General features: G+C 67.8%; 14 protein-coding genes. 8 read left to right on the top strand and 6 right to left on the bottom strand.

Annotated elements, in window-relative coordinates; genetic code table 11:
• Positions 1-78 precede the first annotated feature (78 nt).
• The 5 genes from EDF39_RS10045 to EDF39_RS10025 all read left to right on the top strand — a co-directional run bounded on the left by EDF39_RS10045 (position 79) and on the right by EDF39_RS10025 (position 4,643).
• On the top strand, positions 79-1,155 hold the full coding sequence (locus EDF39_RS10045) for a glycosyltransferase family 2 protein (protein WP_123942774.1): 1,077 nt from the start codon (positions 79-81) through the stop codon (positions 1,153-1,155).
• A 2-nt stretch (positions 1,156-1,157) separates the two neighbouring features.
• Positions 1,158-1,967, top strand: coding sequence for a CDP-alcohol phosphatidyltransferase family protein (locus EDF39_RS10040; protein ID WP_055962971.1), 810 nt, complete (start codon positions 1,158-1,160; stop codon positions 1,965-1,967).
• A 26-nt stretch (positions 1,968-1,993) separates the two neighbouring features.
• Positions 1,994-2,848: a glycosyltransferase family 2 protein gene (locus tag EDF39_RS10035; protein ID WP_233573084.1), complete on the top strand. Its 855-nt coding sequence runs from the start codon at positions 1,994-1,996 to the stop codon at positions 2,846-2,848.
• 96 nt (positions 2,849-2,944) lie between these two features.
• Positions 2,945-4,240: a CDP-glycerol glycerophosphotransferase family protein gene (locus EDF39_RS10030; protein ID WP_123942770.1), complete on the top strand. Its 1,296-nt coding sequence runs from the start codon at positions 2,945-2,947 to the stop codon at positions 4,238-4,240.
• Between the two features lie 88 nt (positions 4,241-4,328).
• Positions 4,329-4,643, top strand: coding sequence for a helix-turn-helix domain-containing protein (locus tag EDF39_RS10025; protein ID WP_123942767.1), 315 nt, complete (start codon positions 4,329-4,331; stop codon positions 4,641-4,643).
• Positions 4,644-4,673: 30 nt separating this feature from the next.
• Here EDF39_RS10025 and EDF39_RS10020 read toward each other — a convergent pair whose 3' ends face one another.
• The 5 genes from EDF39_RS10020 to EDF39_RS10000 all read right to left on the bottom strand — a co-directional run bounded on the left by EDF39_RS10020 (position 4,674) and on the right by EDF39_RS10000 (position 8,241).
• A complete protein-coding gene (locus EDF39_RS10020; protein WP_123942765.1) occupies positions 4,674-4,952 on the bottom strand; it encodes a hypothetical protein in 279 nt (92 codons plus the stop codon).
• Positions 4,953-5,087: 135 nt separating this feature from the next.
• A complete protein-coding gene (locus tag EDF39_RS10015; RefSeq protein ID WP_123942763.1) occupies positions 5,088-5,933 on the bottom strand; it encodes a hypothetical protein in 846 nt (281 codons plus the stop codon).
• 10 nt (positions 5,934-5,943) lie between these two features.
• The gene (locus EDF39_RS10010) at positions 5,944-6,699 is read right to left on the bottom strand and encodes an ABC transporter ATP-binding protein (RefSeq protein WP_055962961.1); all 756 of its coding nucleotides are present in this window, start codon (positions 6,697-6,699) and stop codon (positions 5,944-5,946) included.
• Positions 6,699-7,511, bottom strand: a complete 813-nt coding sequence (locus EDF39_RS10005; RefSeq protein WP_370275179.1) for an ABC transporter permease — start codon at positions 7,509-7,511, stop codon at positions 6,699-6,701. The genes EDF39_RS10010 and EDF39_RS10005 overlap by 1 nt, the downstream gene beginning before the upstream one ends.
• Positions 7,512-7,548: 37 nt before the next feature.
• The gene (locus tag EDF39_RS10000; RefSeq protein WP_055962958.1) at positions 7,549-8,241 is read right to left on the bottom strand and encodes an NTP transferase domain-containing protein; all 693 of its coding nucleotides are present in this window, start codon (positions 8,239-8,241) and stop codon (positions 7,549-7,551) included.
• A gap of 293 nt (positions 8,242-8,534) precedes the next feature.
• Between EDF39_RS10000 and EDF39_RS09995 the strand changes: the two genes are divergently transcribed.
• The 3 genes from EDF39_RS09995 (at position 8,535) to EDF39_RS09985 (ending at position 11,868) form a co-directional block, all read left to right on the top strand.
• Positions 8,535-9,974: an ATP-binding cassette domain-containing protein gene (locus EDF39_RS09995; RefSeq protein ID WP_233573085.1), complete on the top strand. Its 1,440-nt coding sequence runs from the start codon at positions 8,535-8,537 to the stop codon at positions 9,972-9,974.
• Positions 9,950-11,515 carry a hypothetical protein gene (locus EDF39_RS09990; RefSeq protein WP_123942761.1) on the top strand — a complete coding sequence of 522 codons (1,566 nt, stop codon included), beginning with the start codon at positions 9,950-9,952 and terminating at the stop codon, positions 11,513-11,515. The genes EDF39_RS09995 and EDF39_RS09990 overlap by 25 nt, the downstream gene beginning before the upstream one ends.
• A gap of 77 nt (positions 11,516-11,592) precedes the next feature.
• Entirely contained in the window at positions 11,593-11,868 is a 276-nt protein-coding gene (locus tag EDF39_RS09985) for a DUF3039 domain-containing protein (protein WP_123942759.1), read from the top strand.
• A 60-nt stretch (positions 11,869-11,928) separates the two neighbouring features.
• Here EDF39_RS09985 and EDF39_RS09980 read toward each other — a convergent pair whose 3' ends face one another.
• Positions 11,929-13,179: a nicotinate phosphoribosyltransferase gene (locus tag EDF39_RS09980; RefSeq protein WP_233573114.1), complete on the bottom strand. Its 1,251-nt coding sequence runs from the start codon at positions 13,177-13,179 to the stop codon at positions 11,929-11,931.
• Between the last annotated feature and the right edge of the window lie 187 nt (positions 13,180-13,366).

Genomic DNA, 13,366 nt, shown 5'->3' with positions numbered 1-13,366 from the left:
GACGGAGACGCCCTGGTAAGCTCGTCCGGATTTCCCCGGACGGCGCCCGGCCGACCGTCAAACCCATGCCAGGACGACATGAGCACCCACGATCGTGACGATGCCCTCGGCGGCGACTCGGTCGACAGTCGCACCGTCGGCGTCTCGTATGTGATGCCCGTCTTGAACGAGGTGCACGAGATCGAGTCGGCGGTGGCGTCGCTCATCGCCCAGGATCACGAGGGCCCCTTCGAGGTGCTCCTCGCCCTCGGGCCGAGCGTCGACGGCACGAACGAGGTCGTCGCGCGACTGGCTCAGGCCGACCCGAGGATCCGATCGGTCCCGAATCCGATCGGCTCGACTCCCGCGGGCCTGAACGTCGCGATCCTCGCCTCGAGGTTCCCCGTGACCGTCCGCGTCGATGCGCACTCCGTGCTCCCCACCGACTACACGCGGCTGGCCGTCGAGACCCTGCTCCGCAGCGGGGCCGACAACGTGGGCGGCATCATGCACGCCGAGGGCCGCACCCCCTTCGAGAAGGCCGTTGCGCGCGCCTATGGCAGCCGCGTCGGTCTCGGTGGCACTCCCCATCACGTGGGAGGCAAGGAGGGTCCGGCCGAGACGGCCTACCTGGGTGTCTTCCGACGCAGTCGCCTGATCGAGGTCGGCCTGTTCGACGAAGACATCAAGCGCGGTCAAGACTGGGAGCTCAATCGGCGCCTTCGTGCGTCGGGCGGCACCGTGTGGTTCACTCCCGCCCTGACCGTGACGTATCGGCCCCGGCCGAGTCTCGGCAAGCTCGTCCGCCAGTTCGTCGCCACGGGCATCTGGCGCGGTGAGCTCGTGCGCCGATTCAAGCTCGCCAACTCGCTCCGCTACCTCGTACCGCCCGCGATGGTGCTCGGGGTGGGTGTCGGCGCACTGGTCGGGATCGTCGGAATCATCGGCGCCGTCCTCGGATCCTGGGCGGGGTGGTTGCTCGTCGGCTTTGCCGTTCCGGCCGTCTATCTCGTGTTCGTCGTCGTGGCCACTCTGACGGCCGCCCGCGAGGAAGACGCAAGGACGAGACTGTGGTTTCTCGTAGTGTTGCCCTGCATCCATTTCGGTTGGGGGCTCGGCTTCGTCGCTGGGTTCCTCTCGCTGACCAAGAACATCACCGCCCACGTCGGAAGGTAAGAATGTCGCCTTCGCCCGGATCGAGACCCTCGTCGATCGCCGAGCTCAAGCGCGTCGCGCAACCACCGGAGGTGCGGAGTCGGGCCAATGCCGAGCACTGGACCGCCTCGCTCTACCTGCGTGACATCTCGCCGTACCTGACCTGGGTGCTGCTGCGCACGAGCATCTCGGCGAACGGTGTCACCGGGCTGATGATCCTCGCCGGGTGGGCGACCGCCTTCTCGCTGCTGATTCCCGGTATTGCCGGGCCGTTGCTCGCTCTCGTGCTCGGGCAGGTGCAGATGCTGATCGACTGCTGCGACGGAGAGGTGGCCCGCTGGCGCGGCACGTCGTCGCCGGCCGGGGTGTTCCTCGACAAGGTCGGGCACTACACGACCGAGGCGCTCATTCCGGTCATGCTGGGGTTCCGGGCGGCGGGATTCCCGTTCCAGGCCCCGGCTGACTTCCTCTGGACCACCCTCGGGTTGACGTTGGCGCTGATCATCGTCTTGAACAAGGCGCTGAACGACATGGTGCACGTCGCCCGGGCGAACGCCGGTCTCGACAAGCTCGAAGACAAGCGCGGGGGAGTGACCGTGCCGAGCGGTCGCCTCCTGGCGCGGCTGCGGCGGGCTGCCCGCTTCGTGCCGTTCCATCGGCTGTATCACTCGGTCGAGCTCACGATGATCATCTTCGTGGTGTCGATCGTCGGCATCTTCGTCGGTCAGATGCACGCCGACCGTCTTCTCCTCCAGATCCTCACGCCGCTGTCGCTGCTCGCCCTCGTCGGGCACTTCGTGGCCATCATGTCGTCGAAGCGGGTGCGATCCTGAGCGTTTCGCCGCCTGTCCGGCCGACGGTGGGCGTCGTCAGCCTGACCCAGGGGCGTCGACCGGACGACCTGCGGGCCGGGCTCGAGTCGGTCCTGCGGCAGATCGACGTCGAGCTCGACATCGTCTGCGTGGGCAACGGGGCTGATCCCGGCGCGCTTCCGAGCGGCGTGCGGTCGCTCGTGCTCCCTGAGAACGTCGGAATCTCGGCCGGGCGCAACCGGGGCGCCGAGGCGGTCTCCGGTGACTACGTGTTCTTCCTCGACGACGACGCCGCCCTCGCCTCCGACACCTTCCTGGCCGACGCGATCGCCCTCGTCGAGACGGCGGGTGACATCGGTCTGCTTCAGCCGCGCGTGACCGACCCGCGCGGTCTCGGAGACCCGCGCCGATGGATCCCTCGCCTGAAGAAGGGGTCGGCCACCGACTCGAGCGACGTCTTCTCGGTGTGGGAGGGCGCGACCCTCCTGCGTCGGAGCGTGTTCGACGCGTGCGGCGGCTGGGGAGAGCCCTACTTCTACGCCCACGAGGGCATCGAGCTGGCCTGGCGGGTCTGGGCGCAGGGCCTGCGCGTCTGGTACGCGGGCGACCTGGTGGCTCACCACCCCGCCATCGACCCGGCGCGGCACAGCCAGTACTACCGGCTCAACGCCCGCAACCGCGTGTGGTTGGCCAAGCGCAATCTGCCGTGGCCTCTCGTGCCGGTCTACGTCGGATCCTGGACTCTGGTGACCCTGGTGCGGTGGGGTCGTCGACCCGACCGCATGCGCCCCTGGCTCGCTGGATTCCGAGAGGGGTGGTCTTCGGCTCCCGGGGGGCGGCGGTCGATGGGCTGGCGGACGGTCATTCGGATGACCCGCGCCGGGCGCGCTCCGATTCTCTAAGGCGGGTTCTGCAATGCTGGGAGAGAGCGGACTCGGTCGGGCCAACTGGCCCGTCTCAGGTGCCGCCACCGCTGTCATCCACTTCGAAGGAGCCTGATGCCGATCGTTCGAGATCTCGGTCTCGCCCTCGGGCTGGTCAAACGCTCGGTGCGCGCCCGTCGCACGCGCAAGCAGCTGGCGAAACGCGACCTGACCCTGACAGCGCCTCGGCCAGGTGTCGTGCGCGTCGCGGTCTATTTCGCCGACGGGCCGGTGAACCTCTACCAAATTCGGCAGTGGTACGCGCCCCTGGCGCATCTCAACAGGACCACCCCGGTTGCGATCGTCGTGCGAAGCCCCGCGACGATGCTGGCGCTGCTGGACGAGTCGCCGGTTCCGGTGGCCTATGCGCGCCAGGTCGCCGACCTGGAGGCCTTCGTCGAATCGCAGCCGATCGCGATGACCCTGTACGTCAACCAGAACTCTCGCAACTTCCAGATGATGCGATACGCGCGCATGTGGCACGTCTTCGTCAACCATGGCGAGAGCGACAAGATGTACATGACGACCAACCAGTTCAAGACGTACGACTACGCGTTCGTCGCAGGCAAGGCGGCATTGCAGCGGCTCGGCGCGAAGCTCTGGGACTACGACCTCGACCGTCGCGCCATTCTGATCGGGCGCCCCCAGGCCGACCACTTCGCTGGCGCACTTCCCTACACGCCCGACGGCCGCATCGTCGTCCTCTACGCTCCGACCTGGGAGGGCGACCGTCCCGCCGCCGCATACGGGTCGATCGCGTCGCACTCGGCGCTCGTGCCGGCGCTGCTGGCGACCGGCCGGCACCGGGTCGTCTATCGGCCGCATCCGCGCAGCGGTGTGCGCGACCCCGACTATCGCGCGGCTCATGAGGGCATCAAGCGTCTGATCGAGGAGGCGAACCGCAAGGATCCCGCTGCCGGTCACCTCTTCGACGACGGACCCGACCTCGGCTGGCAGCTCGCTGCGGCCGATGTCGCGATCACCGACATCTCGGCGATGGTCTACGACCGGCTGGCCACAGGGCGACCGTTGCTTATTGCACGACCGGTCTCACCCGAGGCCGAAGTCGACGAGGGGGGTTATCTCGGGTCGGCCGAGTGGGTGACGGCCGATCAGGCTAGCGACATCGTTCGATTGGTCGACCGGGTGCTTCTCGACTCCGATGCGCGGGAGCGCCTCGACTTCTGGGCCGAACACCACTTCGGCGACACGACTCCGGGGGTGGCGACCCGCCGATTCGAGTCGGCCGTCGCGCTTCTCGAGAGCCGGTGGCACGAGTTCGCGGCACAGAGCCCGCGCCCGGAGGCGTCACCGTCGGGTGACGCTTCTGAGGCGGGGCCAGATGACGGCGAAGACTCTCTCCGCGACTAGTCACAAATAAGGCATATACAAATGAGGCATAAAGAGTGCCTCTTTATATAGTCTGGACATGCTGACGTGGGTGCCGTATTCGTAGGGTATGCCTGCTCCCAGTTCTGAAGCGTCACGCCTCGTCGGCGAACGGATCAAGGCGGAACGACTACGGCTTGCCCTCAGTCAAGACGAGGTCGCCCATCTGGCGGGCATGAACGTCTCGAACTACGGCAAGATCGAGCGCGGCATCGGCAACCCCGTGCTGCACACGCTCGTGCGCATCTCGGCAGTTCTCGACATCGACCCGGCGCAGCTCGTCGCCGGACTCACCGCAGATCACCTCCCGGCGCTTCTCGAGGCGTTCAGCGCCGCCGACTATGTCGCCGAGCAGCGCCGTCGAGCCGGGCGCCAGCCCAACTGACGGAGCGACCCGGCGGCGACGCCACCGGCCTCAGAAGCTGATGCGCCAGAGGTACTCCTCGCCATCGGGGCGGAACCAGCGCACGACGACGATCGAGTCGGTGCTCTCCACCCCGATCAGGGTGAGTCGGGCGCTTCTGCCCGGCTCGAGGGTCAGTGGTTCTAGCGGGACCAGGTGGCCCGACCCGAGGAGGGTCGCTCGGACGTTGGTGACCCTCTCGTCACTCATATTGACGAGGCGGATGACGTGCGGAGCATCGTCGCGGTCGATCCAGAACGGGACGGGGTAGGCAGGGGCGTGGCTTCTCATGGGACGACCCTAAAAGGGGCCTACGACGAATGGCCCGGCACCCCTGTGGAGGGCGCAATTGCTGGGGATAACCCCAAGGGCGGGGGTCTGTGGAGGCGCGGACGACCCCGTGTGCTGGGTGATTGCAGACGGCGGTCAGGATCCTAATTCGACCGGAAACGACGCGGGCGGCGGCCCGAAGGCGGTACGGGAGCTCGTCACGACCCGGCGACCGAGCGTGTGATTGCCCACGCCACCGATCACGGCACCGATGCCGAACGGAATCGCGCGACCGATGATCGACGTCGACTGCGAGCGGAGGAAGCGTTTGGTGAACTCTTTGCGCACGAGCCCGGAGAGACCGGAGAGCGACGCCTTGGGCAGGCGCTCGGCGACGAGGTCGCCCCAGAACGCCGATCGCGCGGGGCCCGAGCCGATGGCCTCGCCCGCGAGCTGCTTGACCAGGTCTGCCCCCGGCCCGCCGAGCATCATCGCCATGACGATGGTGCGTGCGCGCTCCGGGTCGGTCACGGCGACGCCGTGCACCTCGGTCACCGACTGGGCATAGAGGGCGCTGGCCTCGAGGAAGTACGCCGTCTCGGCCCCGGAGAGAGCGAGGGAGAGCGGAATGCCGATGCCGGGGATGACGGCGCTCGCTCCCACCGCGGCCCCACCCGTCGTCACGGCGGCGAGGTATTCGCGCTCGAGAGTGCGGAGGATCTGCGCCGGGGTGTGATTCGGGTGACGGCGTCGAAGCTGGCGCACGTGACTGACGACGACCGGGTGCTGAACCGTCAAGACCCGGTTCAGAGTGCGCTGCCATTTGGGGCTGTCGGTGTCGCGCGTTAACTCACGACCGACCTCGCGCAGTTCTTGACCCTGAATCGGAACGGCCCAGGTCTCGTCGACCGCCGAAGAACGGGAATCGGCCCGATCGACCTTCTCGAGTGAGGCTCGGTCGAGTTCGGCCTTCTCGAGAGCTGCTTTTTTGGATCGTCGCATCCTCGTGACATTACGCCTTGGTCTTGGGAGCCAGATCGGCGTTGTACCTCGCCAGCGCCTCGGTGATCGGGCCGTCGAACACCAGCGCCCCCTTGTTGAGATAGAGACCGCGGGTGCAGAAGCGCCGGAGGTCTTTCTCGTTGTGCGAGACGAAGAACAGCGTGCGACCCGCGCTGAGCATCTCTTCGATGCGGCGGTAGCACTTCTCCCGGAACGCTCGGTCGCCGACCGCGAGCACCTCGTCGACCAGAATGATGGGCTCTTCGAGGCGCGAGATCACCGAGAAGGCGATTCGCACCTTCATGCCGCTCGACAGGTGCTTGTAGGGCGTGTCGACGAAATCGGCGATCTCGGCGAAGTCGATGATCTCATCGAAGGCTTCGTCGATCTCGGCCCGTCGCATGCCGTGGAGGCCCGCGGTCAGGTAGACGTTGTCGCGCACGCTGAGGTCGCCCACGAAGCCGCCGGTGATCTCGATGAGCGGCGCGACGCCCTTCTCGACCGACACGCGTCCCTCGTCGGGCAGAACGACCTCAGCCACGAGTTTCAGCAGGGTCGACTTGCCCTGGCCGTTTCGGCCGACGACCCCGATCGACTCACCGGGCTGCACCTCGAACGAGACGTCGCGGAGGGCCCAGAACTCGCCCGGCCTGGTGCGACGGCTGCTGTCGGCGAAGAGGTCTTTGAACGACCGACGGGCGCGACGATTGCGGCGGTACCGGATGCCGGCGCCCGAGACCCGGATGACGGGATGGTTCTCGCCCATCAGATCTCCTTCAAGACGGCGCGCTCCGAGGCGCGGAAGACGAGGATCCCGACGAACAGAATCACCACCGACATGAGGGCGGCGACGACGACCTCCAGCGGTCGGAGCTGATCGGGGAAGAACGCCGATCGGTAGAGCCCGAAGATGCCGCTGAGGGGGTTGAACGCCGCGACCACGTGAAAGGACTCGGGGAGGTTCTTCGTGCCGTAGATGATGGGCGACGCGTAGAAGAGGAAGCGCAGGATGAGCTTCACGGCGCGCTCGAGGTCGCGGAAAAAGACGACGAGCGGCGCGATGATGAGGCCCAGGCCAGTGACGAGGATGGCCTGCAGGATGATCGCCAGCGGGAAGAACACCACCTCCCAGTGCAACGGGGCCCGGGTGATCAGAGCGAAGATCGCCAGCACGGGGAGGCTGAACAGGAATTCGATGCCCTTCGAGGCCACGATCCGGTTGACCCAGATGGTGCGAGGGATCTTCGTCGACCGGACCAGCTTGGCGTCGGAGGTGAACGCCTTCGTGGCATCCGACACCCCACCGGTGAACCACTGCCAGGCGAGGAGCCCGCTGAGCAGGAACACGATGTACGGCTCTTCGCCGACGTCACGCTTGAAGACGACGGTGAAGACGAAGAAGTAGATCGCGCTCATCAGCAACGGGTCGAGGATCGACCAGAGGTAGCCGAGCGCACTCGTCGAGTAACGGACCTTGAGGTCGCGCGAAGTCAGCAGCCAGAGCACCTGCCGGTAGCGCGCGAAACCGGTCGCTCGGGGCGGGGCGATCGTGCTCGAAGAGGGAGAGAAAGTCGTCACGGGAGTCCTATGTCGTCAGGACACCCCGCCGAACGCGTCAGACGAACAGGTTGGCGCGCTCGAGGTCTTCCGCGAAGTCGACCTCGACGGCGTAGAGGTCGGAGATGTCCACCGGTACGAAGCGTAGGGCATTCTGTTCGATGCCCAGCTCGATGCCGCGCTCGAAATAGTCTTGGCTGTCAACGCGACCGAGCTGGCGAATCAGGTCGGCCTTGTCGGCCTTCGAGACGAAGTTGATGCCGACGGCCTCACCGAGACCGTGCTTGACCTGCTTGGAGAGCTCGTCGATGAAGCCCTCGGCGTCGGTGGTGTATTTGACCTCTTCGTCGGAGACGCTCGAGGTGTTGACCGAGACGAACGACTGGTCGGACGAGATGTACGGCACGGCGCGGGTGAGGGCTGCGGGGTCGAAGACGACGTCGCCGTTCATCCAGAGCACACTTGACGAGCCGGTCGCCTTGAGGGCGCGGAGGAGGCTCTTCGAGGTGTTGGTCTGGTCATACTGCTCGTTGTAGACGAAGCTCGCGGTCGGGAAGGCCTCGACGATGTGCTCGTACTTGTACCCGACGACGACGGTGATCTTCACGTCGGCACCGAAGGCGCTGCGGATGTTCTCCATCTGCTGCTGCATGATGGTGCGGCCGTCGGCCAGCTCGGTGAGGCACTTCGGAAGCGAGCGGCCGAGGCGCGTGCCCATACCTGCTGCCAAAATAACGATCTGCGTGCTCATGCGTGTCTCCTCTGGTTCGAACCCGGCCGGGCGCTTCGCCCGGGGCGAGAGCAGCCCGTGCGTTACCGACTGTTCGTCGTCGTCACACCTGGGGTTTGTCGTCTGCGGCACAGCGATGTGCAATCTGAGAGTACCGGCAAAGCGTGATAGGGGGACGGATTGTCAGGTGTTTGTCGCCTATTCGTGACGTCGGCGACTCGCCTCGGGGAGGCGGGGACCGGGATCCTCGACCGGTTGCTACGGTTGAGCGTCCGGGAAGAAGGACGACGACCACTCGTGCATTGGGGGACACCGTGAGCAACACGGAAGGCGCAGACGGCGGGGTCGCACACGGGCAGGGCGACCAGATCGAGACCGGCGGGGCACCCGCCGACAAGGCGGTTCCGGTGACGCGCACACCGGCTGCGAAGCGGACCCCGGCGAGCCCGGGCGCTCGCAAGCCCACGCCGAAACGGGCGCCCGCGACCGCCCGCACGGCCGCTGCCGCGAAGACGGCTGCCGCGAAAACCACTGCCTCGAAGCCGGCGGGGGCGTCGCGCACGACGGCCGCCTCCAAGACGGCCGCAGCCAAGGCGACCGCGGCGAAGGAAGCAGCCGCGAAGGTGAAGGCCGAGGCGGCCAAGGCTGCAGCCGACGAGAGCGAAGCCGTCGCCGGTTCCGACTCGATCGCCGACGAGGCCGAGCCGGTCGTCCGTGTGACGCCGGCCCGCGCACCGCGCGCATCCGCCGCGACGCGAAGGCGCACGTCGCCGTCGCAGTCGCCGACGGCATCGGCCGAGACGCCTGTCGTGATCGCGTCCCCAGAGCCGGAGGCACCCGCAGAACTCCAGGTCGAGCCGGAGCCGGACGAAGCTCCCGAGGCGGACGCGACCGTTGCCCCGATCGCCGAAGACGATCCCGAGACGGAGGTCGACGAGACCCCGCTGCCCGAGTCGGATCCTTCAGCCGATGCCGCTCGCGAGAGCGCGCCCGTCGTGCTCTCGATCAAGGGCCTGGTGAAGCGCTACGGCACGACGACGGCCGTCGAGAACATCGACCTCGACGTGCACGCGGGCTCGTTCTACGGAATCGTCGGGCCGAACGGCGCCGGCAAGACCACCACCCTGTCGATAGCGACCGGGCTGCTCCGCCCCGACGAAGGAACCGTGACGATCCTCGGCGACGACGTCTGGAGCGCCAAGGAGTCATCGAAGGCCAAGAGATCGCTCGGCGTTCTGCCCGACCGGCTGCGGCTGTTCGATCGGCTCACGGGGGCGCAATTCCTCTACTACGCCGGCACGCTCCGGGGCCTCGACGGTGCCACAGCTCGCAAGCGGACCGCCGACCTCGCCGAGGCGTTCGGCCTGCAGGACGCCCTCGGACGCCTCGTCATGGACTACTCGGTCGGCATGACGAAAAAGGTCGCACTCGCGGCCGCGATCATCCACTCGCCCCGACTGCTGATCCTGGACGAGCCGTTCGAGTCCGTCGACCCCGTTTCGGCCGCGACCGTGACCGAGATCCTCCAGCGCTACGTGCGCGGCGGCGGCACCGTGCTGCTGTCGAGCCACAGCATGGATCTCGTCGAACGCATCTGCGACAGCGTCGCCGTGATCGTCGACGGGCACGTCCTGGCCCAGGGAACGGTCCACGACGTGCGGGCGGGTCGCTCGCTGCAGGAGCGGTTCGTCGATTTGGCCGGCGGGGGAGCAGCGACGGAGGGGATGGAATGGTTGCACAGCTTCTCCGACTGAGGCTGCTCTCGATCGCGAACCTCGTGCGCTTCGGCCTGCGTCCGGCCTTCGCCACGGTCGTGCGAGTTGTCATCGTGCTCGCGGCCTCGATCGCCGTTGCGACGCTCACCAGCCGGCTTCGTTTCGACCCTCTGCCCGAGGTCCAGGCGCTCGTCGTCGGAGGTGGCGCCCTTCTGCTGGTGGCGTTCCTCGTCGCACCGTTCGCCTCGTCACGCCCACCGTGGGGAGACCCGCGTCGCCTGTACGGCTACCCGATCGGCACCGACGCCGCGGCCGGCGGTCTCGCTCTCGCCGGGGCCATCGGGTTGCCGACGCTGTCGCTGCTGATCCTCGGCGCCGGCTACGTCCGGTCGTTCGGCGAAGGCTCGGGCATCGCCGCTCTGGCCATCGTGTCCGCCGTTCTCGCGGGGCTCACGGCGCTCCTCCTCGCGCTGGTCGCCTCGACGATCAACACGATGATCACCGGGCGCCGTGCTCGAGACCTCCTCGCGGTCGGAGGCGTGGTCGTCGCCCTCGTGCTGGTGCCTCTCGTGATCGACCTCATCCGCGTCGTGCTTCCGGGCGGATACCGAGGATCCGGCACCGTCGCGTCTCTCCTCGCCGCGACGCCCTTCGGTGCCGCGGTTGCCCTTCCCGGCCACGCCGCCACCGGCAGCACCGGTCGCGTGGTCGCCGACGTCGTTGTTGCCCTGCTCACGCTCGCCGTGCTGTGGTGGGTCTGGCGGATGCTGGTGGGTCGCGCTCTGCACCGCCCGCCGGCGCCCACTCTCGAGGCGGAGCGAGTGAGCCTCGGCTGGTTCGATTTCACTCGGGGAACACCGGGCGGTGCCATCGCCGCGCGCAGCCTGACGTACTGGGTGCGCGACGCCCGGTACCGCTGGTCGCTCGTGATCCTCCCGTTCCTCCCGGTGCTCATCGTGCCTCTCGGAATCGCGGGGATCGACTGGCGTCTGCTCGCTCTCATCCCCGTGCCGGTCATGTGCCTGCTGCTCGGCTTCCTGCCCCACAACGACGTGGCCTACGACAACACGGCCCTGTGGATGCACATCTCGGCGAATACGCGCGGGCTCCCCGATCGCCTCGGACGGCTGACCCCCGCCCTCGTCATCGGCATCCCTCTGGCGCTCGTCGGCTCGCTGGTGGCCGTGGCTCTGCGGGGCGATTACACCGCCTACGGCCCTGAGTTGGGCATCTGCGTCTCATTGCTCTTCTGCGGTCTCGGCCTGTCGAGCATCCTGTCGGCAGCGCTGCCCTACGCGGCAGTCCGCCCCGGTGACGACCCGTTCCAGCAACCCCAGTCGACGAGCTCGGCGGCTGGCTGGTCGCAATCGCTGCTCGTCGGCGGGGCTGTCCTCCTCAGCGTGCCGACCGGCGTGATGGCGATCGTCGCAACGCTCGACGGGCGCAGCGACCTCGCGTCGGCCGCTCTCTGGACGGGCCTCGGCACCGGAGTCATCGTGCTGGTGGCGGGAGTCGCCATCGGGTCGTGGGTGTTCTCACGCCGAGCCCCCGAGCTGCTGGCGTTCGCGCTGCGGAGCTGACCCGCGCCGGGTGCCGGGGTGCAGGATCCTTCGGGTCGCCCTTCAGAGGACGCGGCGGGCGGCGTACGATGGTTGGCATGAGCGACACGGGTAGCGGAAGCGAAATTACCGGCGGCGGAACGGACGTTCTCGACCGCGAGTTGGAGAAACTCCTCAACGAGGAGGCCATCGAGCCGGGCGATCATGAACGTTTCTCGCACTACGTGCCGAAGAACAAGATCATGGAGTCGGCGCTTTCGGGCAAGGCCGTCAAGGCGCTCTGCGGCAAGAAGTGGACTCCGGGTCGCGACCCGGAGAAGTTCCCGGTCTGCCCGACGTGCAAGGCGATCTACGAGAAGATGAAGTCCGAGTAGAGGCCTCGCCGGCTCGACTCTCTGCTGACGCACCCGGGGTCTCGGCCCGTCCGGCCCCGCTCACTCGTAACGGGTTGGGATGACTGGCTCGCCGCGGCCCAGGCTGAACGCCGCCTGCGGCAGCTCGCCCACGGCGGCTTCGCGGTGCGCTCGGGCACGGAGGACGCCCTCGGGGCCGGTCCAGCGCTCGTCGATCGTGCCGTCCGTGACGAGCGGCACCAGCAGCGTGCGTTCGGAGGGGCCGACTTCGGTCGAGCCAACCCGGACGATCTCTTCTGATGCGATGCCCTTGCGCCGGGCCCGGACGGAGAACTTGCGACCGCCGACGGTGGCCTTCTCGGCGGATTTCTTGCCGACCGACACCCACTCGCCGCTGTTGTCACGGTGCGCCACCAGTTTGAAGACCATCGAGGCGGCCGGGTGGCCCGAGCCAGTGACGACGCTGGTGCCGACGCCGTAGCTGTCGACGGGGGCTGCCCGCAGCGCCGCGATCGTGAACTCATCGAGGTCGTTGGTGACGGTGATCTTCGTGCCGGTGGCACCGAGCGTGTCGAGCTGGCGCCGCACCTGCGCGACGAGCTGGGGGAGGTCGCCCGAGTCGATGCGAACGGAGCCGAGCTCCGGCCCGGCCACCCGCACAGCCGTCTCGACCGCAGCCTCGATGTCGTAGGTATCGACGAGAAGCGTCGTCGACGGGCCGAGGGCGTCGACCTGCGCGGTGAAGGCGGCCTCTTCGGTGTCGTAGAGGAGCGTGAAGGCGTGGGCGGCAGTGCCCATCGTTGGAACTCCCCAGGTGCGACCCGCCTCGAGGTTGCTCGTCGCTCCGAAGCCGGCGATGAACGCGGCCCGTGCCGCCGCAACGGCGCTCCACTCTCCGGTGCGCCGCGAACCCATCTCGGCGAGGGGGCGCCCGTCTGCCGCCGCGACCATGCGCGCCGCAGCGCTGGCGACGGCGGAATCGTAGTTGAAGACGCTCAGCGCGAGCGTCTCGAGGAGGACCGCCTCGGCGAATGTCGACTCGATGATGAGCAGAGGCGAGTTCGGGAAGAAGAGTTCGCCCTCGCGATAGCCCCAGATGTTGCCAGTGAACCGGTAGTCGGCGAGCCAGTCGATCGTGGGGGCGCCCACGACGTTCTGCTCGCGGAGCCACTCGAGCTCCGGTTCGCCGAAGCGGAAGCGCCGGAGCTCTTCCAAGAACCGGCCGGTGCCGGCGACGACACCGTAACGGCGGCCCGGCGGGAGGCGCCGGGTGAACACCTCGAACACGCTCTCGCGAAGGGCGGTGCCGTCGCGGAGGCCCGCGTCGAGCATGGTGAGTTCGTACCGGTCGGTCAGGAGTGCACTGGTCACGCAGCCAGCCTAGGCCCCGCCATCGTGCCGCGGGCCTCTTGCAAATTCGAAGGAAAAACCCGCGGACGCCGACGAAGTCATGCCGATCGCGCGGGGTCGAGCGCGCGGATCTCCTTCAAATTCGGCAGCGGCCCGACCGGTAGACTCG

The sequence above is a fragment of the Frondihabitans sp. PhB161 genome (assembly GCF_003814635.1).
Taxonomy (GTDB): domain Bacteria; phylum Actinomycetota; class Actinomycetes; order Actinomycetales; family Microbacteriaceae; genus Frondihabitans.
This window is presented reverse-complemented; position numbering and strand designations above follow the sequence as displayed.

Bases quoted from the DNA above. Each gene is read 5' to 3' on its own strand.
- EDF39_RS10045 (WP_123942774.1), top strand. From the start codon at position 79: ATGAGCACCCACGATCGTGACGATGCCCTCGGCGGCGACTCGGTCGAC.
- EDF39_RS10040 (WP_055962971.1), top strand. From the start codon at position 1,158: ATGTCGCCTTCGCCCGGATCGAGACCCTCGTCGATCGCCGAGCTCAAG.
- EDF39_RS10030 (WP_123942770.1), top strand. From the start codon at position 2,945: ATGCCGATCGTTCGAGATCTCGGTCTCGCCCTCGGGCTGGTCAAACGC.
- EDF39_RS10025 (WP_123942767.1), top strand. From the start codon at position 4,329: ATGCCTGCTCCCAGTTCTGAAGCGTCACGCCTCGTCGGCGAACGGATC.
- EDF39_RS10020 (WP_123942765.1), bottom strand. From the start codon at position 4,952: ATGAGAAGCCACGCCCCTGCCTACCCCGTCCCGTTCTGGATCGACCGC.
- EDF39_RS10015 (WP_123942763.1), bottom strand. From the start codon at position 5,933: ATGCGACGATCCAAAAAAGCAGCTCTCGAGAAGGCCGAACTCGACCGA.
- EDF39_RS10010 (WP_055962961.1), bottom strand. From the start codon at position 6,699: ATGGGCGAGAACCATCCCGTCATCCGGGTCTCGGGCGCCGGCATCCGG.
- EDF39_RS10000 (WP_055962958.1), bottom strand. From the start codon at position 8,241: ATGAGCACGCAGATCGTTATTTTGGCAGCAGGTATGGGCACGCGCCTC.
- EDF39_RS09990 (WP_123942761.1), top strand. From the start codon at position 9,950: ATGGTTGCACAGCTTCTCCGACTGAGGCTGCTCTCGATCGCGAACCTC.
- EDF39_RS09985 (WP_123942759.1), top strand. From the start codon at position 11,593: ATGAGCGACACGGGTAGCGGAAGCGAAATTACCGGCGGCGGAACGGAC.
- EDF39_RS09980 (WP_233573114.1), bottom strand. From the start codon at position 13,179: ATGCTCGACGCGGGCCTCCGCGACGGCACCGCCCTTCGCGAGAGCGTG.